Here is a 22832-nt window from a genome sequence, read left to right on the forward strand (position 1 = left end):
TTAGTATGTTTTTGCCTATGGAATTTTTAGCCGGAAAACCATTTCCTTCGGGGTCATAGAGCGCGGGAGGCTCGTCTCGGAGGTAGGTCAATGAAACGAACCTATTCGGTCGCGTTCGCGATTCTGGTTCTTCTATTTTCCGAAGCAACAGGTGCGGCAGAACCCGTCCGCCGATACACCATGGGCCGTCGGCAAGAGCTGAGCGGATCTCATCAAGAGGTAAGCGGATCGCACCAGAATGTAGGCCGATCCTACATGCTGCAGACGGTCGGCGTCCAGGCTAGCTGCTTTCCGGAAAAGCTGCGCAAAATCCTCTCCCATATCGGAGCAGAAACTCATCGAGAGCCGATCGTCACGTCAGGCCTCAGGGCGCATGGCCGAAGAGGCTCGCTGCACCGGCGCTGCCTGGCAGCGGATATCCGCGTGCCCGGCGCGTCCTATCGCGCCGTAATCGCAGCCGCGGTCAGCGCGCCCGGCATCGGCGGCGTCGGCACATACTGCAACGGCATCATTCACGTCGATCTCGGTTCGAAGCGCTTCTGGAACTACTGCTCGCGCGGCCGGCACTTCTTCCGTCCGGGTTCGCCGTTGATCGCTGCGGCGGGGGACTCGGCAGGCCGCTTGCGGTTCAAGTTGCGACGGACCATTGCCAAATCTACGCCGCCGATCAGGAAAGCGACGACAAAAGACACGACCATCACCACAAGTATCAGCAAGGCCAAGGTGTCGGTCTTGGTCAGCCGCGTCGAGCTGGAAGCCAAAAGCGGCTCTGAGCGATGAGAAGGACGTTCTGTCGTTCCCAAAGACGGGCGAGGCCTGCTGCTTGACTTTGAAGGCAATGCTTCTTTGCGCGAGCTTGCAGGCCGTTGGAGCAATCGGATCGCCTATATCACAGGAAGCGGATCGGAATGCTTGGGCACGACGGCAGCACTGGTACGACCTGGTGGGGTGGCGCCTTGGCCTGCGAGACGGGAGCCGACCTGAAGGAAGCCGAGTTGAGGCTCACTAAGTGGTTCGGTGCACCGAGCGCGCGTTCGTAAGTGGGGGCCGGAGCAGACAGGCAACTTCAAGCTGCGGATCTTCAACGAGCGGACATCCCTGTGGGCACGGCCGTCGTCCTGACCTGACGCCGAGTGGGCTTTCGGAACGATCGCGTCCAACGGCCGGGAGCTTGACAGTGCAGTCAACGCGCTAGCCTACGATGTCGGCTGCTCCACATGAGTCATGGCTAACTCGATCTCAACGAAGATCGCTCTGAGCAGCGGTTAAAAGTTCTTTCTTGCCCTTTGTCTCCCTGGTATCGTGGAAGTGAGGAGACCGCGCCATGAGCGAGAACCGAAAGCTGGCTGCAATCCTAGCCGCGGACGTGGTTGGGTACAGTCGGCTTGCCGGCGCCGACGAGGACCGCACGCTGGCGAGGTTGCGGGCACTGCGCAGCGATCTCATCGATCCCACGATCGCCGTGCACCATGGCCGGGTGGTGAAGCGCACCGGCGATGGTGCGCTGGTCGAGTTCCGTAGCGTGGTGGACGCCGTGCGCTGCGCCATTGAGGTGCAGAACGGTATGGTGGAGCGCAATGACGGCGTGCCGCAGGACCGCCGCATCGAGTTCCGGATCGGTATCCATTTGGGCGACGTGGTCGAGGAAAGCGACGGCGATCTGATGGGCGACGGCGTCAACATCGCCTCGCGATTGGAGGGCGTCGCCGCGGCGGGCGCGATCTGCCTGTCCGAGGATGCCTATCGCCAAGTCAAGGCGAGGATCGACCTCTCGGTCTGCGATCTCGGCAGCACGCAGCTCAAGAACATCGCCGAGCCGATCCGGGTCTATTCGCTGCAAGTCGGCAGCGCCGGGACCAAGATAGCCGGGACCTCTGAAACCGCGACGAGCCAATCGGCGGCGGCAGCGTCGCCGAAGCTGTCGATCGCTGTCCTGCCCTTCGTCAATATGAGCGGTGACGCCGAACAGGACTACTTTGCCGACGGCATCTCGGAAGACATCATCACGGCGCTATCGAAGCTGTCGCAGCTCTTCGTCATCGCCCGCAATTCGTCGTTCACTTTCAAGGGCAAGAACGTCCATGTGCAGGAGGTTGGCGCGAAGCTCGGCGTGCGGCATGTACTTGAGGGCAGCGTACGCAAATCGGGAAACAGGGTACGCATCACCGCGCAGCTCATCGACGCGACCACAGGCGGGCATCTATGGGCGGAGCGGTTCGATCGTGACCTGACCGACATATTCGCGGTTCAGGACGATGTCACGCAGCAGATCGTCGGCGCGCTGGCGGTTAACCTGACAGCGGGCGATCGGCAAAGATTGGCGCCGGGGCAGACCCGGCACCCCGAGGCGTATGACTGCTTCTTGCGCGGCCGGGAGCTCTGGCACCGGCTGACGAAGCAAACGAACAGCGACGCCCGCGACCTTTTGCAACGTGCCGTCGAACTGGACCCGAACTTCGCCTCGGCGCACGCCTTCCTCGCCCTTACCCATGGGCTCGACTACCTGAACCAGTGGAGCGCGTCGCCGCAGCGCTCGATCGAGCAAGCCCATGACGCTGCGACGCTGGCTGTAGCGCGGGGTGATAGCGATCCCCTGGCGCACTGGGCGCTGGGTCTGGTCAACCTTTACTCGCGACAGCACGATGGAGCCATCAGCGAGGCCGAGCGTGCGATAGCCCTCAATCCGAACTTCGCCGAAGGGCAGGTCAGCCTCGGCGAGGCACTTATCTACTCAGGCAGATCCCAAGAGGCACTCGCCTATTTCGATCGAGCGACGGTCCTGAACCCCTACTTTCCGGATATCGTTCTCCACTTTCAGGCCTTGGCGTTGTTTCAACTGGGAAGGTACGAAGAGGCCGTCGAACTGTTGCTGCAGCGCGTGAGCCGCAACCCCGTCACCGATGTCTCGCGCGCCCTTCTTGCCGCCTGTTACGGGCACCTCGGCCGTTTCGAAGAGGCTCGCGCAACGTGGCAAGAGGTACTGCGCGTCAATCCCGGCTACTCCTTGGAATACCGTCGCAAAGTCTTGCCTTTCAAGAACCCCGCCGATTTCGAGCTTGTTATGGAGGGGCTACGCAGGGCCGGTGTCGTACAATGACGGGTGATTAATGTCTGATCTTGAACCTGTTGCCGTCATTTGCAGAGAGGATGAGCAATAGCCAGCCAGTGCCAGCGCAACCACGACTTCCAGCGTGATCGCCAGCAAGGCCTGCTTTCAGGAAGTTGAGCGTGCTGGTCAGGTCAGCTGATCTCGATCAACAGGTCGCCGCTTGATTTGTATCACGACACCGGACGTATCGACGTGGGAGCCAAGCGTAGATTTTAGCACCAAATGGTGCTATCTAGAGCGCCAGATAAGGATACGAAACGATGCGGTCGACTATCAATCTCGACGACGCTCTCCTGGAAAGGGCTAAGTCCCTGACCGGCACAAAAGAAACCGCTGCTCTAGTTCGCCAAGCGTTGGAGACGCTTGTCCGAGTAGAATCGGGAAAACGCCTCATCGCGCTCGGCGGAACTATGCCCGATGCAGAGGCAGCTCCACGTGGCCGGAGCGCACGGGCCAAGTGATATTGGCAGACACTTCTATATGGATCGATCATTTCCGCCATGTTGATGCAGAGCTGCGCACGATCATTGAGGACGATCGTCTACTCTGCCATCCGGCTGTGATTGGCGAACTGGCGCTTGGCAACCTTCGAGATCGCGGGCGCGTGATAATGTTTCTGGCGGCCCAGCGCCAAACGTTCGTCGCAACGCACGACGAAGTGATGACAATGATTGATCGCCACGGCATTTTCAGTATGGGCATTGGCTATACCGATGCCCACTTGCTCGCCTCGATATTGCTTGATCCGCGAGCGGCATTATGGACCAGGGACAAGCGCCTGCAGGCGGCGGCCGAAAAGGCAGGCGCTTCATTGCATACGCCGGCCAGTGCGCAACTAAACACTTAAATGGTGTTGCCGAGGTTTCGGATTTTTTCCGAACTCTCGCTCTTCAACGGACGCGCCGGCTATGGTGCGGGAAATGTTGTCCAAGAAGGCGCGTTCGTTATGTTTCTGCTGGCCTTGAAAGAGGCGGAAATTTCCTTCTTCTGCGGGCCTCATAAGAGACGTCATCAGGACGGCCGCCGATTTAGGTGCTAGGTAGCTGAAGTGCCGACGACGTGCTATTCTCTCGGAAAATATTAAGGTGAAGCTATGCGCCGGTTTCTTGCATCGGTAGCGTTGTTTTTTGTCAGCGACCGTAACGGCTGCGGGTGATACCTTGTTCGATGCCGTTTCAGCAGGAAATACAGGTGCCGTGGAGCAGTTTCTGGCTTCGGGTGCCGATGTCAACAGCCGCACTCGCGACCAGGCAACACCACTCATCAACGCCGCGCTCGAGAATCAGCTTGCCGTAGCCGAGTTGTTGATCCGCAGAAATGCCGATGTCATGGCAAGGAATTCAGGCGGCTTTACACCCCTTCATGCTGCGGCATTTTCGGGCAGCATATCCATCAGCAAGCTGCTCCTAGACCATGGAGCAATTCTCGACGATGCATCCAACAAAGCGGGTGTTACGCCGCTGATGGTTGCGGGCGAAGAGAACCACGTCCTCCTCGCGGAGTTTTTGCTTGCTAAGGGGGCCGACGCCACCCACGCCGAGGTTCACGGCTACGCGCCGATCACGAGGGCCATGTGGAAAGGCAATTTCGATATCGTCCGTCTGTTCAAGCGACATGGCGTGGCGTGTCCTCCGGTCCGCGTTCTCGGCGAGGAGGATTACACTAAGTGCATGACAATCCATGATTAAATAGGAGGCGCAGATGCACTTTGGAAACGGGGCACAATGCATTGGTCGCCCTTTGGCAATGATCGGTCTGGCTGTCGCAGGCACTGTCAGTGGATCACCGGCCATGGCCGACGATTCGGTAAACACGGGATACTTCGGCGGTGTCGCTATCATGGGATACGACACGGTTGCCTACTTTACCGAAGGGAAGGCGACGAAAGGTTCGGAAAAAATCTCTTACGAATGGATGGGAACGCCGTGGCATTTCGCCAATGCCAAACATCGCGAAATGTTTATCAGCGAACCGCTTAAATACGCGCCTCAGTACGGCGGCTATTGCGCGGGCGAGGTAAGCAGCGGGTCTGTCACGGTCAACATCGATCCAGAAGCCTTCAAGATTATCGAAGGCAAGCTTTACCTGATGTATGACCAGGCATATGCGGAGGGATTTGCCGCCCATCCGGCGGACACTGTGACCAAGGCCGATGCCAAATGGCCGAAGGTCGCGGCCGATCTCGAACTGGATCAGTATCACTGACCACCAAAAGGGCTCTATTGGGCAGGCGAAAAATAGAACACCTTGGTCGAATTCATGTAAGCATAGGTGGTTTCGTCGGCCGGGTTTGCGTGTCTGTAGACCGGGCCGCAATCGGGTCGGTCAAATGCGTTTTCACTTTGCTCGCAAAGCAGGTTGCCTTTGACAGAAACCTTCTCGGTCATCATCTGGGAAGCGGAACGGAATGCGGCCTTGCCGTCCGGTTGGACTTGCATTAGCGCCAGGCTTTCGGCCGCGAGGCAGTCGCGCCCCCCGAGAAGACGTTGGGCCTCGGCGACAGTCGCTCGAGCCTCATCGATGCGACCTGCACGGACATAGGCCATGGCGAGCGGGGTAACGAACTCGCCGTTGCCTTGAGAGCCGTAGCCCGCGCGCTTGAAACTGTCTATCGCCCTCTCGTAGTCGCGCTGCAGATAAAATATCATGCCAGCCGTGTATCGATCGATGGCGGAGAGGTTGGGATCGAACCTGAGCGCCTTCTCGATAGCCGCAGCGGCGTCGGCGTGATTGCCCGAGATCATTTGAACATATGCCACCGCCATGTGGGCTTCGGGATCGGCTGGGCCGAGCGACACGGCCTTCTGCGCCGAGGCGATCGCCTGCTCGTAACGTCGGTCCACGACCTGCATGACGGCGAGGACCGCATAAGGCGATGGTAGTTCGGGATCGAGGGCAAGCGCGCGACTTGCCTTGTCGTAGGTCTTTTTCGCGCCAGGGCGCTCTTGAGGACGTCGTCATATGCGCTTCGCCAGACATAGGCCGTCGCGTGCGCATCGGATGCGAAGGCTTCGGCAAAGCCGTTGTCCAGTGCCTCGGCCTTGTCAAACAGCGCCAGTGCCTCCAGCATCAGAGAACGACGTCCGGTACGGGCCGCCTGCTCGGCACGCAGATAATAATCATATGCCTCGAGATTGGCGGTCGGCGGACGGGCAATTCGCTCTGCCTCGGACGGGGTCAGTTTCAGACCGAGCGCATTGGCGATCTGGCGGCTCATAGAATCTTGGACGGCAAACACGTCTGCCTCGCTGCGGTCAAACCGATTGGCCCACAGATGGTCGCCGCTCTCAGTATCGATCAGTTGCGCGTTGACGCGCATCAGGTCGCCTATTCGCTGCACACTGCCCTCCACGACAAAGCGCACGCCGAGATCACGGCGTATGTCTGCCAGCACGTGGGGCTTGTCCTTGTAGGCAAAGACGGAATTCTGGGAAATCACATCAAGTTTCGACAGCCTGGTGAGATCGGCAATCAGGTTGTCGGTAATGCCATCGGCGAAATAGTCCTGCGTTTGGTCACTCAAGTTGGCGAAGGGTAGCACTGCGATCGATGCGCGTTGTTTATGAGGCCATTGCCACGCGACGACAGCCGCAATGGTAGCGATCAATAGCCCTACGAGCGGTAACAGCGCTATCCCTCGCGACCTTGCCCGAGGAGCAAAGACGACCTTGCCGGTGTGGGAAGGGTCAAGCAGAACACGATAGACGCGGACCGGGTCCGCTATGTTTTTCAACCGATGCTCGCCGAGCGCCGAGAAACCGACATCAACCTTGTGCGCGACATGGTCGAATGCGGTGCCGGATATGAAAATTCCGCCAGATTCGGCAATTCCCTGCAGACGGGCGGCTATGTTGACGCCGTCGCCATAAATGTCATCGCCTTCAACAATAATGTCGCCGAGATTGATCCCGATGCGAGACCGAATGCGCTGTTCCTCGGAAACTCCCTGATCTCTGCTGGGCATACTCCGCTGGATTACGGCCGCGCAGTGAACCGCGTCCACAATGCTGGCAAACTCGACCAGTGCGCCGTCGCCCATGAGCTTGATGATCCGGCCATGGTGCTCTTCAATGGTGGAATCGACCAGCTCCCGACGGCAGGCCTTCAACCGCTCAAGCGTGCCGCCCTCATCCACTCCCATGAGACGGCTATAGCCTACCACATCGGCGGAAAGTATCGCGGCGAGACGCCTCTCCATTTCTGTGCCCACCTTTTCGATACAGGGAGCTGAGCATCTTACCACGACCGCGGGTGTGCAGGCACAGGAGAGCGGTCTTTTCGCTTAATTTGGCCCGCGTTCAGGATACGCCCTGACGAAATCGCGAGACGGCTTTTGCAGTTGCGGATCGCACTCACGAAATGTCGGAGTGAGATCACCTCTGAAATTTATAATAGTGTTCTTTGTGGACAGGCTGTTCTGCGCCTGTACGGAATCGCGCGTTTCGGACACCTTTGCAATACGCCCGCAAAGGAAATGCTGTTTCCACGGCGGGTATTCAATCTGATTTCATCTTGTGGCGGTAGCATGATCGCGCGAACAAGACGTCCCCTCGTCAAATCGTTCGCGCAGAAAGAACCGACCCCCGGTTCCGCGGCCCTGCCTCCCCTCACGAGGTAGGGCCTATCGTTTGATGGCAGCTCTTTTCAGGGGATTGCTATATTCATCCCTTACCGTGCACCCGGGAGCCGCCAGGTCGGGTTCCGCTAGAGCGGCACTTTGAAATGCTCCCAACAGGAGCCCAAGGCGGCTGGCTGCCCCGAGCTTAGCGCGCCCATGTGAGGGCAGGCCTGAACCGGCAGCTAGCCTATCCTGAGGTCTAGGTTATCCAATCGCATCTCTAGGCTCCCATCGCCCTTTGTCGGATTGTGCTGCCGCCTTGATTCCATTAGGACTACACCGTAAGAGGCAGGCTACTGGATTAACGAGCCATCCTTGGCTATCGGTCGCTCGACGCGTCATTTTTCCGGCGGCGGATGCAATTGCAGCTTAGTTGACGTGTGACCAACGCGCGGTTGATAGTAGCAGCGTGAACTCCGTCAATTCGTATCCCGCAGATGACCCGGAGGAGAGGATCATGGGCGCGGCAAATTCGGAAACCGCAAATGACCCCATAGCAATTCTAGTCGATGATAATGCTGAGGTCCGCGACTCGCTGGAGGAGTTGCTAAGTTCAGTTGGAATCGACTCGATATCGTTTTCCTCAGCCCAGGAAGTGCTCAACACGAAGCTTCCCGACCGTCCTGGTTGTATCGTTCTAGATGTGCGTATGCCGGGTCTGAGCGGCATGGATCTCCAGCAGGTCCTTGCAATCAAAGGCATACTGACGCCGATCGTATTCTTGACGGGTCACGGTGACATTGCCATGAGCGTTGAAGCAATGAAGGCGGGCGCACATGATTTCCTGACCAAGCCGGTGCGTGACCAAACGTTTCTAGATGCCGTGTCGACTGCCATCGCGGCGGATATCGCTCGAAGAGCGGCCTCAGCCGTAGCCCGAAAGAACTCGTCCTTGTTTGAGACACTTACGCCCCGCGAGCGGGAGGTTCTGAGATTTGTGGTCTCTGGTGCGATGAACAAGCAGATCGCGTTCCATCTTGGTATCAGCGAAATCACGGTGAAGCTCCATCGGAGCAACATGATGAAGAAGATGAACGCGCGATCCGTCTCTCATCTATTCAACGTCTGCCAGTCGCTTCCAGCCGATATCCAGTGTCAGTTGAAGACGGCTTCCGCCGCGGGGAAAGCAGTCGCAGAATCGGCGGCAAGAGCACATTTTGCTTAACTGAGTAAACGGAGCCACGACGACAGATCGACCGCAGAAGCGGTACCCAGAGGGTCCCAGATGGAACTAACCTCATCGCAGCAGCGCCGCGCCGTGGCTGCGGTAGTCAGCGTTGCGAGCGCCTTGCTTGCGCTGTTGACCCACGAGCCATCTGGCCTATTAGTCGCTGTCGCAACTGTGGGTATCTGCATCGGCTGGAAGGCGGGATTGGCGGCCGTAGTAGCCGCCAGCTCGATATCAGCGGCTATCCTGCTGTCGCCGGAATACGGAACGGAAAACGGTCTTGCTCGGTTCGCCGCGTTTGTTTGCGGGGCGTTCGGCCTATGGCTGGTGGTAAAGATCTTCAGGACCATCGGCTTTTATGACCGGGCCTACCGGGGCGCCGGGCCCAGCAACTCCGATACTCCGGGACTCGGCTGGTCCGCCTATCCGGACGGGCGCCTCAGGTTTCTCAATGCCGCAGCCCTCGAATACGTCGGTGTCACGGCCAAAGAAATGCGCGAGATCACGGATGCCGACGACTTTTCCTGGCTGAGATTTGTCCATCCCGACGACGTCGAGGCAAGCTTGGCGCGATGGCAGCACAGCCTGGAAACGGGCGAGCCGATGATCGAAGAAAAGCGTTTGCGCCGGTTCGATGGCACCTATCGATGGTTTCGCGATACGGGTGTTGCCTCGCGCGATGAGCGGGGGCAAATTGTCGGCTGGTATGGCCATACCGAGGACATCGACGACCAGCGCAAAGCAGAAGCCGCGCTGCGCCAGAGTGAGAGAGAGCTCAGGTTGCTGGTCGATACGGTTCCCACCATGATCTGGCTGATGACGCCGGCGGGATTACCGTACTATTTCAACAAGCGGTTCGTCGACTGGGCGGGCATCGACTCGGCCAAAGAGGAGCCGCGAGGCACGCGGCAATTTGCTTCGCATGTGGAGTTGTTCCATCCCGATGACCGGGCGGCCGTCAAGGCCGTGTTCCAGAAGTCCTTTGCCCGTGGAGAGCCACTGCAGCACAAAGGTCGGCTGTGCCGGAAGGATGGTGAATATCGCTGGATCGATTCGCGTTTCGAACCGCTACGCGACGAAGACGGCACCATCCTTCGCTGGTACGGCGTAAACTTCGACATCGACGACGAGGTCCGCGCTCAGGAATCCCTGCGTCTGGCAGACCAACGGCTCGCGCGCGCCCTGCGCGCGGCCAGCTTGGCCGAACTGTCGGTGTCTATTGCGCACGAACTTAATCAGCCATTACAGGCAGTCGTGGCCAACGCCGGGGCGTTCCAGAGATGGCTGAACGCCGATCCACCAAACTTCAATCACGCAAGCCGGGTCGCCCAAAAAATCTTCAAAAACGCCGACGCGGCGGCGCAGGTGATCAGCCGCATTCGGGCGCTGTTCGGCAAGACCGAAGGCGAACTGCACGCGATCGATCTGAACGCGGTGATCCGCGACGTGTGTGATCTTCTGGGTGACAGACTCGCGTCGAGCAGCGTCAAGCTGGACCTCCACCTCGATCCCTGTCTTCCTTCCACGACTGCCGATCACGTTCAGATGGAGCAGGTCGTCCTAAACCTCGTCCGCAACGGCATCGAGGCGATGGAGGACGTCAGCATCAGCGTGCGAGACCTGCGGATCGCGTCGCGACGTCAGAATGACGGAACAGTCGAGGTCGAAGTGCGAGATCGCGGCCGCGGGCTTGCCGATCCAGAGCGGATTTTCGAGGCGTTCTACACAACTAAGCCGGATGGAATGGGAATGGGCCTGGCAATCTGCCGCTCGATTGTCGAGGCACACTATGGACGGCTTTGGGCGGAAAATGTCGAGACAGGGGGGGCATCCATAACCTTCAGCCTCCCTATCCGCGCTGCCGACCCGACCAAGAACCCACCGCCGCGACCGTAAGCGCCTCAGTGGGCGCTTTCAGAGGTTGATCCGGGGATCCGGCCACGGACGGGCCCGCGCCGATGCACAGTACCTATTCGGCAGATACTTCGTGCCTTAGCGGTCGCGGCTCCATTTGATCGTTGATCCGCACTTCCGCTTCAGTGGGTCTCCCGTGCCTGACCCAGCTCGCCAGTTCGATGGCGCAGTGGTTCGGTTCTACAATCCGAGACATAAGCCGACAGAACCAGCAATCGGGCTGTCGTTCAGCAATGCGAGCGCACAACGTTTGGCCTCGCGGGCCACCTGACATGCGATTCAATATGCGCGAAAGGTCGCCAAGCATGGTCATTGCGAGTTCCCAGAAACTGCTGACGACGCGCGATTCTGATGTGAGATGAAGGTGGGCAGGTGGGCGTTCACATAATCTTGGTGCGTGGTTGTGATGGGATGCGGCGCCCCGGCGCATTAGATATTTCTCTGCGTCCTTGATCGGGCTCGCAAACTTTACTCGCGAGTCCTTGACGAGCACGGTCCGGTCGTCCTCGCCGCAACTAAACAGCACTACATCGCGGGGGGAAGCCCCAACGGAGAAGAGTCCATCCTTATTCATCGTATCCATCCATCCATGATGTGGCCTTTGAACATCCGGCTCACCATCACGATCGTCGATTCGACCTGTGCTTTCGCATGCGGGAGCGGCTAAGGAGCGATCGAACTCGACGGTCGTGATGGCTTACGAGGATGATGCGCCAATCCGGGCCGCGAACCTATTCTACGGAAGTATCTCTGCCGCAATGCCAAGGTGCAGGACCGGCATGCCGAGATGTCTGGAGTCCTTCGCGGTGAGGTAGACTATGCCTGTAGCGCTCGGTATCGGACAATCTACCGTTCTTGCGGACCGACCCCGATAGCCGCGTCATCCTCGGCTCACATGTTGTCGCACTATGCTGCTTTCAGAAATTTGCGGACCTGGCCAAGGTCGTGAACCGACGTGTGCCCCCGCGCGCGACTTCACGCAAAACCTCGCGCTCGCGCTGCGCCAGAGTCGTACCGGCTTGGGGAGAAAGTCGATGGGGCCGGCCTTCATCGCCCGCAGACGCCGTCGGCGCGACGCAGGCGATATCGCATTGCGAAGCTTTGGCCAGTGTCGAGGCAGTGGCGGAGCGGATCGCCGAACCAGTTGCTTCTCAGTGGGCGCCGCCGGCCGTAGTGTGGCCGGGCTTCTTCAGGAACAGGACCGCCGCCAACGCGACCGTCAAGCTAACGCCAAGCACGAAGAAAGTGTCGTTGAAGGCCATGATGTAGGCCTGCTGGCGGACCCTTAGTGCGATCGCAAGAATCGCTTTTTGTGCGGCGAGTGCCTGGTCGCTGATACCATGCGAGAGGAAGTAGGCGGTGAGCCGCGCGATGAGGACGTGGGTTGCGTCCTGAAACAGGGACACAGATTGTACCAGCACGTTCGAATGATACTGCTCGCGTTTGGTGAGGAAGGTTTGCAGCAGCGCGATGCCGACGGCGCCGCCGAGATTGCGCGTCATGTTGAATAAGGCCGAGGCCGAGCCGGCATTCTCATTCTCGATCCCAGATGTGGCGATCGCCGAAAGCGGTGCCAAAATAAGGGCCTGGCCGATGGCGCGCACGATGTTCGGCCAGAAAAGCTGGTCGCTAGCATATGCTCCGCTCATATGGATGTTCATGAAGTTGGATGCGGCGAACAGGGCAAAGCCGATCGCGATGACGAGACGGATGTCGAAGCGCTGCATGAGGCCAGGCACCAGCGGGATCAACACGAGCTGAGGTAGGCCGGTCCAAGCAAGCACCATGCCGATCTGCTCGGAATTGTAGCCCTGAATGCGGGCGAGATAGACGGGCACGATGAAGACCGATCCGTAGAGTGCGACGCCAAGCAGGAAATTAGCGAGGAGACCGATGCCGAAGTTGCGGCGGACCAGCAGCCTGAGATTCAGCAATGGATGGCTCGAGGTGAGCTCGATCCAGACGAATAGCGTCAGCGACACGGCCGCGACGATCGCCAGCCGCGCGATAAAGGGCGAACCGAACCAGTCGTCCTTGTTGCCTTCCTCCAGCACGGTTTGCAGCGCGGCGAGTCCGATGGCCATTGTAGCGATGCCCGACCAGTCGCCCTTGCCGAGTAGGCCAAGCCGCATCGGCTGGCGATCGAGCGAGAACCACAGCATCCCGACCATCAGCGCTCCGGGCACCAGGTTGACGTAGAAGATGTACTGCCAGCCCCAATTCTCGGTGAGATAGCCGCCGATGGTCGGGCCAATCGCCGGCGCGAACGTAGCCGACAGCGCGAAGAGCGCCAGGCCGATCGGCTGCTTGGCTTTCGGCAACAGTGTGATGACGATGGTGAAGGCGAGCGGGATGAGTACGCCGCCGGTGAAACCCTGGATCGCTCTTAGAACGATCATCTGCCCCAGGTTGGCGGCGAAGGCGCAGGCGACCGAGAACGCGAGGAACAGCACCGCATTGGTGATCAGATAGTTGCGTAGCGAGAAGACTTGGGACAGCCAGCCGGTTAACGGGATCACCACAATCTCGGCAATGAGGTAGGACGTCGAGATCCAGCCGCCGTCGTCGATGCCGGCCCCGATCGCCCCCTGGATGTCTGCAAGCGAAGCATTGACGATCTGGATGTTGAGCACGGCCATGAATGCGCCGAGGGCAGAGCCGACCACCGCCACCCAGACTCGCGCCGAATTGGCGGCACCAGCTGTCGCGGCGGCGCTCTGGGCGCGGGCGGAAGTTGGGGGCGGCGAGACGACGGTGATCATGGTTGCAACTCCTCAAGCGCGTGGGAAAAATGGGCCTGACAGCCCGTGTCGATCATCGCGCGAACGGTGGAAAAATTGTCAGCCTGCACCGTCGGATTGGCGTTTCTGATAAGCTCGGATTGACCTGAAGCTCGGCGCTTTTCTACCGGGTGCCGTCCGCGGCAGCCTCCGTATTCGAGGCGAATGTGTCGGCTTGGGCGAACGTGCCTGCTTCAGCCAGCACGGTCGCCTTCGTGTCGATGGTCGGCTCGACGGACATGCCGGCCCTGAGCAGTCCGCCGGACTCGTGATTGTCGATGGCGATCCTCACTGGGATACGTTGCACGATCTTGGTGAAATTGCCTGTTGCATTGTCGGGCGGCAGCAGCGCAAACTCAAGGCCGCTCGCCGGTGACAGGCTGTCGACGTGCCCCTTCAGTTGGACGCCCGGGAGGCCGTCGACGGTGACGCGCACCGGCTGACCGTCGCGCACATGAGCGAGCTGCGTCTCTTTGAAGTTGGCGACGACGTAGATGGCATCCATCGGCACCACAGCCATCAGTTGCGTGCCTGATCCCACATACTCCCCGATCCTAAGCGTCCGCGCGCCGACCTTGCCGTCGACAGGGGCCGTGATCGTAGCGTAGGAAAGGTTCAGCCGGGCCTGCTCCGCAGCCGCCTCGGCACGGTCCTTCTGGGCCACGGCATTGTCGCGCTCGGTGGCGAGCACGTTGATCTTGGCCTGCGCGGCAGCCACGGAAGCTTCGTCGCGCTGCAGGCCGGCGACGAGCTGGTCGGCTTTGGCGCGGCTCGCTTGGGCTTCCTGGGCAGTGCCGGTGCCGCTCTTTGCCAGCGCCGCATATCGATCGGCGTCGGCGCTGGCGAACGTCAGCGAGGCCTGCGTTGCGGCGACCGTCGCCTTTGCCTGCTCGATTAGCGAATGCTGGAGCGCAATCTGTGCGTCGAGATTACGGACGGCCGCCTCCGCGGCCTTGACCTCGGCATCTACCTGGACAAGTGCGGCGCGGAAGTCGCGGTCGTCGATGCGGGCGAGAACCTGCCCTGCCTCGACCGTTTGGTTGTCATGCACCAGCACGGCGGCGATGTAACCCGAAATCTTTGGGGCCACAGTCGTGTAGTCGGCCTTCAAATAGGCGTCGTCAGTCGACTCCAGGTACTGGCCCGTGGTCCAGTACCCGTAACCCCAATAACCGCCCGCAGCGGTGCCGGCAAGAAGCGCCAGCGCGAGTACCATACGCTTGATACCGCGCCGCCTGGATACCGACGCACCGATACCACTGGGAGCAACCTCCTCGCGATCCGGCAGCGAGGTGGGCTGTTTGACCGAAGGGCTGATCATTGTTCTGGCTCCTGTTTGTGATGAGGGGGGATCGCCGGCCGATGGGAGGAGCGGTCGGCGATCAGGCTCTCGCTTGGGGAGACGGCGCGAGCCTATGATTGGATTGACTGCACACAGCCGTTGCAGGATGTCGCACACGCTCCATCGAGCGCCTCGTCCATGAGGCGGCGGATCGTGCGTATGCAACGGCCGCACTTGGGGCTGCAGCCGAGACGGCCATAGACCTGACTAATCGAGCGCGTCCGCTCCGCCTCGATGACGGAGCGGACATCCTCATCGCTTAACACATTGCATGAACAGATGATCATGGCGCGATGGTTCTCCACGGCGATCGTATCGCGGCTCGTACGGCCCTAACCCAACGAGCTGTCAGTAGTCCCACCAGGCCGGTACCCAACGGAAGAGGTTGCCGACTGCTGCCACGCGGCCGACCGACGGGAATGGCATGTGCGTGGACACTAGCCACGCGCCGGTCTCCGCCAGCTCCCGCATCAGACGGAGCCGAACGCGGGTCGCCTCCTCGGGATCGTGTTCGAAACCGTTGTGCCATTCGGGGTGGTCGAACGAGACCGGGAAAATCGCGTCGCCGGCGAACATCAGCCGGTCACCGCCGGACATCATGCGGACCACGCTGTGCCCGGGGGTGTGGCCTCCGGTGCGTTGGACGACCACGCCCGGCGCCACCTCGTACTCAGTCTCGAAGGGCCGCAGCTGGCCGTGGTACTCGTTTAGGAAGTGCTTGGCAGCCCGGCGAGCCACGTCCGAGAGCACCGGGCCCATGGCAGTGCGCGAGAAATCGGGCGACTCCCAGAACTTGGCCTCGGCGGCTGCCACATGAATCCGCAGGTCCGGGAGCATCCGTTCCTTCACTCCGTCGACGAGCAGCCCGCCGACGTGATCAAAGTGCATGTGGGTCAACACCACGTCGGTGACGGACGCGAGATCGACGCCGGCGGCCGCCAGTCGATGTCCAAACTGCCCGGCCCGCGGGAAGTCCGGGACCTCCCCTCCTATCCCGCTGTCGATGAGGATGGTTTGGCCGCCGCTGCGCACCACGACCGCGTTCAGTGCCCAATCGAACGCGTCCCGCGACAGGAACATGTCGTCCAGCCAAGCCCCCCGGACGGCCGGGTCGGCGTTGGTGGCCATTGACTCGGCTGGCGGCGTTACCACGCCATCGCTAATCACCAACACGTCGATGTCGCCGACCCGCACGGCATAGCGCGACGGAACGAGCTCGTCGGGTCCCTTCCGAATGCCTTCCATTTTCGTGATCACATTCATTGTCAGTGTTCCTTTCGTCATCTTGCTGTTGATGGGTTTGTCCTAAGCGCGCCAGGTTGGCGGATGGTGGGGCCGGCCGGTGACGGAGCTTTACGGCGAGCTTCTCCTGTCGATCGCCTTTACCACGGCCATATCGGCCGCCTCCCCCGCAGGCCAAGGGGATTGGCACGTGCCTCCAATGACGGCCATCCGGCATCTGAGGAGATTGCGCTGCGGCGGCCGGCGCGACCATCAAACGGAAGTATCGGCCAGGCAATGCGAAGGTGCATGGCAGACCGGTTGCAAGCACGGGTGATCTCCCGCAAACGTCGGAAGATGCCACTTCGAGCAGGGTCGATCGGGCAAATGTGGAACACGGCGTGCAGCACCGACAGACAGCCCAGCACGATGAGTGATGGCGCTATAGCAACGGACGCCTCACGCTAGCAGGCGCCCTAAACTTTAGCATCGACAGACAGGTACCTGCGTAGAATAGGCTGGCGCACCGGATTGCCCCATTCTCCGCGTACCGGCCACTTCCGTGGTACGGCTGAAGAAGGAGATGAAGATGAGAAGTGATGTGCCAAGCAAAGGGTTGGAATGGACCAACCTTATCCTCGGCGCAGGCTTGGCCTGCGGTGCAATCATGTTCGTCGGGCTGCCTACCGCGGCTTGGAGCGCCGGGATCGTGGGCGCACTGATTGTGTGCAGCTCTGCCGTGGCCCTCTATCGCTACGGGGATTGGGCGGAATGGTCCAACCTCACCTTAGGATGCTGGGCGTTGGTAGCCCCATTTCTGCTCGGCTTCGGATCGGCACAGGGTCCGATGTGGACGCATGTCTTGATCGGGATTTGCGTAGCGACGTTCGCTGCCTTACAGCTTGCGGCAAGTCGCAGGGCACGAGCGCCTTCGAACACCAATTAGCATCGATTGCCGGAGGGCGTCGCGGCGCAGTTCAAGAACAGGAAGCTATCGACTTGCTCCTGCGCCTCGGCGCCTCAACTGCTGGCGCCGCTCACGCGATCGATCTGAACGCGGTGATCCGCGACCTGGGTGACAGACTCGCATCGAGCAGCGTAAAGCTGGATCTCAACCTCGATCCCTGTCTTCCTTCACCAACACCGCCGCGACAGTAAGCGCCTCAGCGGGCGCCTTCAGAGGTTGATCCGGGGATCGGCCATCGACTGCGCGATCTCGATGAGCGTGTTGACCAGGATGTACAAGATTCCGAAGATGATGGCGACGCCCAGGACTGCCGGCAGATCGGCGCTGGCAAAGGCCTGGACCGCGTAAAGACCCAGACCGGGCCATCCGAAAACGCGCTCGACAACAAGCAAATTGCCGAAGAGAAGGCGGACCTGCAGGCTTAGCATGGACAGTGGGGCCGTGGCGGCATTGCGCAAACCGTGGCGCAACAGCACCTTTGTCTCGCTGAGGCCTTTGCCGCGTGCGGTCCGAACATATGCCTGACTCATAACGTCGTGAAGTGCACCGTTCAGGCTTCGCCCAACCGCGACTCCGATCGGCAACGCCAGTGCAAGCGCCGGCAAGATCATGTGCAGCAGCGCATCGGCGCTGACTTCGGGCCTGCCGACGAGTAGTCCATCGATGACGTTGAGTCCCGTAGGGCCTGCGAAATCGCGGTAGGCAAGCCGACCTGCTCCGGGAAGCCAATGGAGTCGGAACCAGAAAAAATAGGCCAGAAGCAAGGCCGAGAGAAAGATCGGCGTGGAACCTACCCCCACCATTGCGAGCCTTATGCCGCCTGATCCAGGAATCAGGAACTGAAGCGCAGCCATGACGCCGGCGAGCGCCACTCCCAAAATGATCGACGCCAGGCCGAGTTCAAGCGTGGCAGGAAGATATTGCCTTATGTCGTCAGCCACCGGCCGCCGGGTCCTTACCGACGTCCCTAGATCCGCATGTACGAGGCGGAAGAGAAAGCGCCCGTACTGAACGACAACCGGATCGTCCAGTCCGAGCTGCTCGCGCCTCGCTTCGACCGTTTCCGGAGGAGCGTTCGGTCCGGCAATGGCCCGCGCTGGATCGGCGGGGATAATGCTTTGGAGGCCGAAAACGATGAAGCTCATGACCAGGACAACCACGACGGCGCCCACGATACTTTTGATGAGATATGCCAGCATCTACGCCCCCCTCAGCGCGGCGCGAATGCCGTCGCCTGCAAGGTTGGCGAGGAGGCAGAGGAGAAAAATGATTGCGGCCGGCAGGATCGGGAGCCACCAATGGACGGTGAGACTGTCGAGGGTGCGCGATGTCATCGCTCCAAGTTCAGGCGCGGGTGCAGGCAATCCAAGGCCAAGAAACGACATCAGCGACATCGTCATGATGACGTTGGCGACATCGAGTGACGCCCCGATGAGCAAGGCCGGGACCACTCCCGGCAACAAGTAGCGCAACAGCAGGCGCGAACCGTGGACGCCGGCGATACGCGCCGCCTCGACGTGAGGACGCACAATGAGACGACGAATTTCGTCGCGCGCGATACGCGCGTACCAGGGCCACCAGGTAATGGCTAGCGCGATCATCGTGTTGACGAGCCCGGGGCCAAGCGAAGCCACGACAGCGAGCGCAATGATTGTCCCTGGAAGGACTATGAACAAGTCGATGATCCGGTCGATGACCAGATCGACCTTGTCGCCCATCAGGCCCGAAATCAGTCCGACCAGCGAGCCGACAGTGAGACTGAAACCGATAACGGCCAATCCTGGCAGCCACGTATAGTGAACGCCGAGGATCACGCGCGAGAACAGGTCGCGGCCGATCTCGTCGGTGCCGAACCAATGTTCGGCCGAAGGCGGCAGGTAAGCCCTGGCGACGCGCAGTTGTGGGTCGAACGGCGTGATCCAGGGCGCCACCACGGCAACGACGGTGACGACAGGCATGCCGACAATGCCGACGCTTTCAAGCCAACCCGCACGCCGGAAGAAATCGCGCCAGTTGAACCGAGGCCGTGCGGGCAGCGTGTCCGGTATTGGCCTGTCGGTCATCGCCCGCCTCCCGTCCGCAGATTCGGCATCGCTGCAATGAGAGATCGAGTGTAGGCGGACTGTGGTGCCGCGATGATGGCATCTGGATCGGCAATCTCAACCAACTCGCCGTCCTTCAGCACCGCGACACGGTCGGCGATGATCCTGGCGGCCGCAAGATCGTGGGTCACGAATAGCATCGCCATGTCGAGCTGCCGCCGAAGGTCGCTAAGAAGGTTCAAGGTGGTGGCCGCCAGCGACACGTCCATGGCGCTAATCGGCTCATCGCAGAGCAGAAGCCTTGGGGGGACAATGACCGCGCGAGCCAAAACCGCGCGCTGGCACTGCCCGACCGAAATCTCGGCCGGCAGTGCGTCCATCAGAACCGGATCGAGGCCGACCAGCTTTATTGCCTCTCCCACGCGACGACGGCCGTAGTCACTGTCCAGCGAAACGGCCCGCAGGCGCTCGCCGATCTGCTCGCCGATCGTGAGCCACGGCGTCAGCGCCGCCACGGGGTCTTGAAACACGACTTGCGGGGGAAGCTTGTCGAAGCGTGTAACAGTGCCGCTCTCGGGTACCACTAGTCCGGCAGCAATCCTCAGGAGGGTAGACTTGCCGGCGCCACTCTCACCCACCAGGGCGACGCACTCGCCAAGCTTGATCGAGAGGTTAACCGATCTGAGAACGGGCTGGGGTTGACGCCGTCCCCAAAACGATCGGATGCCTGTCCGATATGTTTTTCCGACGTTGGAAAGCTTCAAGGCGGCGGTTTCCTGAATGGCCTGGGCCGGCCATGGCTTCGCATCAGCGCGCCGCACTGAGAGAAATGGAGTTTGTTCGTGGTGAAGGCAAGCAACTGCGCCACCGTGGACCAAAGCGGGCTCCAGCGGTGGGCGGATTGCCGTGCAATCTGGCTGCGCGATCGGGCAACGTGTCGCGTAGGCGCAGGCGTTCTCAACATTTATGAAGCGCGTGCGCTCGGATGGGAGCGTGGGCAGCGGGCGCCGTCGATCAGAGTCCAGATCGAATCGAGCGGCGAGCAGGCCGGCAGAATAGGGGTGCGTGGCATTTCGGGCCACTTCCTGCATGCGGCCCATTTCAACGATGCGTCCGGCGTAGAGAACCAGAACGCGGTCGGCCAGTGAGGCGGCAACACTGAGATCGTGCGTAACGAACAGAATTGCCGCCTGCTGATCTCGGGCGAAATTGCGCAGCAGGTCGAGGATCTGCTCCTGCATGGTGACATCGAGCGCGGTGGTCGGTTCATCGGCGATGAGCAGCTTCGGTCTTGCCATCATCGCCATGGCTATAAGCACCCGCTGGCGCTGCCCCCCCGACAGGCGATGCGGAAGCGCATCGGCAATGCGGTCCGGGTCAGGCAGGCCGGTTCGGCTGAGCCAGTCTTCGATCGATCCCTCGCATCCTCCGTTGGATTCTCGCATCTGGTGGCGGATCGTCATCGTGGGGTTGAGCGCGCCCATCGGATCTTGCGATATGGCGCGCACGAGGTGGCGGCGAGCCGACTGCCAGGTGCGCCTTCGCGCGCCGACCAGCTCGATCCCCACTAGCCGGATCGAGCCCGCAATCTGCGGCAGGTGTTCCCGCGGCAGGAGCCCCTGAAGCGTCAGCCCGATGCTTGTCTTGCCGGAACCGCTTTCACCGACCAACGCGATGATCTCGCCCGGAAACATCTCGAAACTGATGTCATCGAGGACGCGGGAAGGGCGGCCTTCGCGGCTGAGGATGACTGAGAGGTCCTTAACAGCGAGGACGGACTCGGTCACGGGTTCGGACGTTCGGTGCGAAAGGTTGACCATTTGTGATACGAGCCTGGCCTGCTGCTGGAATGAACCGGTGGGCCGGAGTTCAGGATCCCCAGCGAACGGTGGCGAAGTCGATGTTGCCGGGTGGGTACACGGGACGCAGTCCAAGGTCCTTCAGGCCCTTGGCGTGGACAACCACATCGTTGACGTCGACGAGTGGGATGACGATGCCGGCATCGAAATACATCTGCCCTGCTCTTTCGTAGAGAGCGTCGCGTTTTTTGGCGTCGGTCAACCGCCCGGCCTGCTCTACGATGGCATCGGCTTCCGGCAGCACCCGGCCAAAAAAATTGAGAGGACCGTTTTTTGTGAAGAACACCTTGGCCTGGCTCTCCGGATGAGCGGCGTCCGGGCCTGCGATCGTGAGCAGCAAATCGGGAGGGTTTGGGTCGTTCTTCAAGTTGTAAGCAGCGCCAGAGGGCAGCACGTAAGCCTTTGCAGTTACGCCGATCGACGCCAGTTGCGCTATCATCAGGTCGGCGATGCGACCGTAGCTCGGGGCCGCGCTATGGAGGCCAATGACCAAATTTACCGCGCCATGTTTGGCGATTGCTGCTTTCGCTGCCTCGAAGTCGGTCGGGAACCGGATCGGATTCACGGGGTCGAGCATCACGTTCGGATAAACCGACCTCGACAGGCTTGCGAACTCTCCAAAGGCGTCTTTGACCCACAGCGCCGGGTTGATCGCTGTCAAAACGGCCTTGCGGACCTCCGGGTCGTCGAGCGGCGAGTTCGGCTTAACGAAGAGATCGTATGGTATCATGCTCGGGGCGGTGGTGATCTCCAGACCCGCGGGCAGGCTGGTGAGTTGCGCGAACGGATAGTTGATCGGCACGGCATCGATCGCCCCGGCCTGCAATTGAAGTATCTGCTGGCTGATATCGGGCACGACCGAAATCTGGATCTGCCGGAAGAACGGTTTGTCGCCCCAATAGTCGTCGTTGCGTTCGAGTACATAGCGCTGGCCGCGTTTGAATTCAGCGAGTTTGAATGGACCCGTGCCGACCGCATGCTCATTTAGCCAGGTCGTCGCGAAGTCGCCGTTGTCATGCGTGGCGAGCGCTGCCGGACTGATGATCTTGGGGCCCCACGGACTGGAAAGGGCATCGAGGAACGAAGGCTGAGGATGGTCCAGCGTGAGCACAACCGTCGAATCATCGGGCGTCCTCATATCCTTCACGTTGGCCAGGAAGTAGCTCAGGATCAGCTCACGATCGCGGCGGCGTTCGAACGACTTTTTGACCGCCGCCGCATTGAATGGCGCGCCATCATGGAACTTGACACCGTCGACTAGGTGGAAGGTGTAGGTCAGCCCGTCGTCCGAGATCTCCCAGCTCTTGGCGAGCAGTCCAACGATCTTGGTCGAGCCCGGCTCGTATTCGACGAGACCCTCGTAGACGTTGTCGATTGCGCTCATCGCACCGGTCTCAAACCCGTTGTCCGGGTCGAATGTGCCAATATCGGCTACATAAGGTATGCGGAGGACCTCTTGCGCGTGGGCGATCGCCGACGAACCTTGGAAACCGACCGCAAGCACCAGTGTGCCTAGGCAGAAGCCGCGCCTGGTGAATTGGCTGGTCAGACAAGGGTACGTCTGCACTAAGCTTCCCCTTCCGCTCGATCACTCAGAAGGCCTGCAGGATGGCTTACCGCCGAGTTCCGCAAATCGTACCTCCGAGACCGATCGTGGTCCATTGAGCCGTAGGCACGGGGTATCCTATACCTGGGGCATAGATTTGCCGATGGGTTGCGAAAAGCCGCTCTCCGGTGAGGCTGGAGCATCCGCCGGTAGACGGGATCGATCGGCGATCGGGCTCTGGCTTGGAGGACTCGGCGCGAGCCAGT

The 22832-nt window shown here is 60.5% G+C and carries 16 protein-coding genes and 3 pseudogenes; 10 read left to right on the forward strand and 9 right to left on the reverse strand.

Annotation, left to right across the window (positions count from 1 at the left end; genetic code table 11):
• Nucleotides 1-90: 90 nt before the first annotated feature.
• The 7 genes and pseudogenes from K290_RS34975 to K290_RS0125585 form a co-directional block, all read left to right on the forward strand.
• Nucleotides 91-552 (forward strand): annotated as a pseudogene (locus tag K290_RS34975) (YcbK family protein); the annotation flags it as partial.
• Nucleotides 553-846: 294 nt separating this feature from the next.
• Nucleotides 847-984, forward strand: coding sequence for a hypothetical protein (locus K290_RS38990; protein WP_425337608.1), 138 nt, complete (start codon nucleotides 847-849; stop codon nucleotides 982-984).
• Nucleotides 985-1324: 340 nt separating this feature from the next.
• Nucleotides 1325-3097 (forward strand): adenylate/guanylate cyclase domain-containing protein, encoded by a 1773-nt coding sequence (locus tag K290_RS0125565; protein WP_028754488.1) that lies wholly within the window; start codon nucleotides 1325-1327, stop codon nucleotides 3095-3097.
• A gap of 272 nt (nucleotides 3098-3369) precedes the next feature.
• The gene (locus K290_RS0125570) at nucleotides 3370-3570 is read left to right on the forward strand and encodes a type II toxin-antitoxin system VapB family antitoxin (protein ID WP_028754489.1); all 201 of its coding nucleotides are present in this window, start codon (nucleotides 3370-3372) and stop codon (nucleotides 3568-3570) included.
• Nucleotides 3567-3956, forward strand: a complete 390-nt coding sequence (locus K290_RS0125575) for a type II toxin-antitoxin system VapC family toxin (RefSeq protein WP_028754490.1) — start codon at nucleotides 3567-3569, stop codon at nucleotides 3954-3956. The genes K290_RS0125570 and K290_RS0125575 overlap by 4 nt, the downstream gene beginning before the upstream one ends.
• 246 nt (nucleotides 3957-4202) lie before the next feature.
• Nucleotides 4203-4797: pseudogene (locus tag K290_RS34980) on the forward strand (ankyrin repeat domain-containing protein).
• A gap of 58 nt (nucleotides 4798-4855) precedes the next feature.
• On the forward strand, nucleotides 4856-5314 hold the full coding sequence (locus tag K290_RS0125585) for a YHS domain-containing (seleno)protein (RefSeq protein ID WP_037136260.1): 459 nt from the start codon (nucleotides 4856-4858) through the stop codon (nucleotides 5312-5314).
• A 14-nt stretch (nucleotides 5315-5328) separates the two neighbouring features.
• Here K290_RS0125585 and K290_RS34985 read toward each other — a convergent pair.
• Nucleotides 5329-7307 (reverse strand): annotated as a pseudogene (locus K290_RS34985) (adenylate/guanylate cyclase domain-containing protein).
• An 877-nt stretch (nucleotides 7308-8184) separates the two neighbouring features.
• Between K290_RS34985 and K290_RS34990 the strand changes: the two are divergent.
• Both K290_RS34990 and K290_RS0125610 read left to right on the forward strand, forming a co-directional pair.
• A complete protein-coding gene (locus tag K290_RS34990; RefSeq protein ID WP_051264217.1) occupies nucleotides 8185-8892 on the forward strand; it encodes a response regulator transcription factor in 708 nt (235 codons plus the stop codon).
• 60 nt (nucleotides 8893-8952) lie between these two features.
• Nucleotides 8953-10791, forward strand: a complete 1839-nt coding sequence (locus tag K290_RS0125610; RefSeq protein WP_028754495.1) for a PAS domain-containing sensor histidine kinase — start codon at nucleotides 8953-8955, stop codon at nucleotides 10789-10791.
• Between the two features lie 1169 nt (nucleotides 10792-11960).
• Here K290_RS0125610 and K290_RS0125615 read toward each other — a convergent pair.
• The 4 genes from K290_RS0125615 to K290_RS0125625 form a co-directional block, all read right to left on the reverse strand.
• Nucleotides 11961-13571, reverse strand: coding sequence for an MDR family MFS transporter (locus tag K290_RS0125615; RefSeq protein ID WP_028754496.1), 1611 nt, complete (start codon nucleotides 13569-13571; stop codon nucleotides 11961-11963).
• Between the two features lie 142 nt (nucleotides 13572-13713).
• Entirely contained in the window at nucleotides 13714-14910 is a 1197-nt protein-coding gene (locus K290_RS34995; protein WP_081670434.1) for an HlyD family secretion protein, read from the reverse strand.
• Between the two features lie 92 nt (nucleotides 14911-15002).
• The gene (locus K290_RS36500) at nucleotides 15003-15218 is read right to left on the reverse strand and encodes a (2Fe-2S)-binding protein (protein ID WP_081670435.1); all 216 of its coding nucleotides are present in this window, start codon (nucleotides 15216-15218) and stop codon (nucleotides 15003-15005) included.
• Nucleotides 15219-15279: 61 nt separating this feature from the next.
• Nucleotides 15280-16194, reverse strand: coding sequence for an MBL fold metallo-hydrolase (locus K290_RS0125625; RefSeq protein WP_028754497.1), 915 nt, complete (start codon nucleotides 16192-16194; stop codon nucleotides 15280-15282).
• A gap of 547 nt (nucleotides 16195-16741) precedes the next feature.
• On the opposite strand from K290_RS0125625, the gene K290_RS0125630 reads away from it, so the two are divergent.
• Nucleotides 16742-17098, forward strand: coding sequence for an SPW repeat protein (locus K290_RS0125630; RefSeq protein ID WP_028754498.1), 357 nt, complete (start codon nucleotides 16742-16744; stop codon nucleotides 17096-17098).
• Nucleotides 17099-17328: 230 nt separating this feature from the next.
• On the opposite strand, the gene K290_RS0125635 is transcribed toward K290_RS0125630, so the two are convergent.
• The 4 genes from K290_RS0125635 to K290_RS0125650 all read right to left on the reverse strand — a co-directional run bounded on the left by K290_RS0125635 (nucleotide 17329) and on the right by K290_RS0125650 (nucleotide 22524).
• Nucleotides 17329-18318 carry an ABC transporter permease gene (locus K290_RS0125635; protein WP_028754499.1) on the reverse strand — a complete coding sequence of 330 codons (990 nt, stop codon included), beginning with the start codon at nucleotides 18316-18318 and terminating at the stop codon, nucleotides 17329-17331.
• Nucleotides 18319-19182 (reverse strand): ABC transporter permease, encoded by an 864-nt coding sequence (locus tag K290_RS0125640; RefSeq protein ID WP_028754500.1) that lies wholly within the window; start codon nucleotides 19180-19182, stop codon nucleotides 18319-18321.
• Nucleotides 19179-20948 carry an oligopeptide/dipeptide ABC transporter ATP-binding protein gene (locus tag K290_RS0125645; RefSeq protein WP_245276672.1) on the reverse strand — a complete coding sequence of 590 codons (1770 nt, stop codon included), beginning with the start codon at nucleotides 20946-20948 and terminating at the stop codon, nucleotides 19179-19181. The genes K290_RS0125640 and K290_RS0125645 overlap by 4 nt, the downstream gene beginning before the upstream one ends.
• A gap of 82 nt (nucleotides 20949-21030) precedes the next feature.
• Nucleotides 21031-22524, reverse strand: a complete 1494-nt coding sequence (locus K290_RS0125650; protein ID WP_245276673.1) for an ABC transporter substrate-binding protein — start codon at nucleotides 22522-22524, stop codon at nucleotides 21031-21033.
• Between the last annotated feature and the right edge of the window lie 308 nt (nucleotides 22525-22832).

Origin of the sequence: Rhizobium leucaenae USDA 9039, from assembly GCF_000426285.1 — a bacterium.
Lineage (GTDB): Bacteria > Pseudomonadota > Alphaproteobacteria > Rhizobiales > Rhizobiaceae > Rhizobium > Rhizobium leucaenae.

Bases quoted from the DNA above. Each gene is read 5' to 3' on its own strand.
- K290_RS0125565 (WP_028754488.1), top strand. From the start codon at position 1,325: ATGAGCGAGAACCGAAAGCTGGCTGCAATCCTAGCCGCGGACGTGGTT.
- K290_RS0125570 (WP_028754489.1), top strand. From the start codon at position 3,370: ATGCGGTCGACTATCAATCTCGACGACGCTCTCCTGGAAAGGGCTAAG.
- K290_RS0125585 (WP_037136260.1), top strand. From the start codon at position 4,856: ATGATCGGTCTGGCTGTCGCAGGCACTGTCAGTGGATCACCGGCCATG.
- K290_RS34990 (WP_051264217.1), top strand. From the start codon at position 8,185: ATGGGCGCGGCAAATTCGGAAACCGCAAATGACCCCATAGCAATTCTA.
- K290_RS0125610 (WP_028754495.1), top strand. From the start codon at position 8,953: ATGGAACTAACCTCATCGCAGCAGCGCCGCGCCGTGGCTGCGGTAGTC.
- K290_RS0125615 (WP_028754496.1), bottom strand. From the start codon at position 13,571: ATGATCACCGTCGTCTCGCCGCCCCCAACTTCCGCCCGCGCCCAGAGC.
- K290_RS34995 (WP_081670434.1), bottom strand. From the start codon at position 14,910: ATGATCAGCCCTTCGGTCAAACAGCCCACCTCGCTGCCGGATCGCGAG.
- K290_RS36500 (WP_081670435.1), bottom strand. From the start codon at position 15,218: ATGATCATCTGTTCATGCAATGTGTTAAGCGATGAGGATGTCCGCTCC.
- K290_RS0125625 (WP_028754497.1), bottom strand. From the start codon at position 16,194: ATGAATGTGATCACGAAAATGGAAGGCATTCGGAAGGGACCCGACGAG.
- K290_RS0125630 (WP_028754498.1), top strand. From the start codon at position 16,742: ATGAGAAGTGATGTGCCAAGCAAAGGGTTGGAATGGACCAACCTTATC.
- K290_RS0125635 (WP_028754499.1), bottom strand. From the start codon at position 18,318: ATGCTGGCATATCTCATCAAAAGTATCGTGGGCGCCGTCGTGGTTGTC.
- K290_RS0125640 (WP_028754500.1), bottom strand. From the start codon at position 19,182: ATGACCGACAGGCCAATACCGGACACGCTGCCCGCACGGCCTCGGTTC.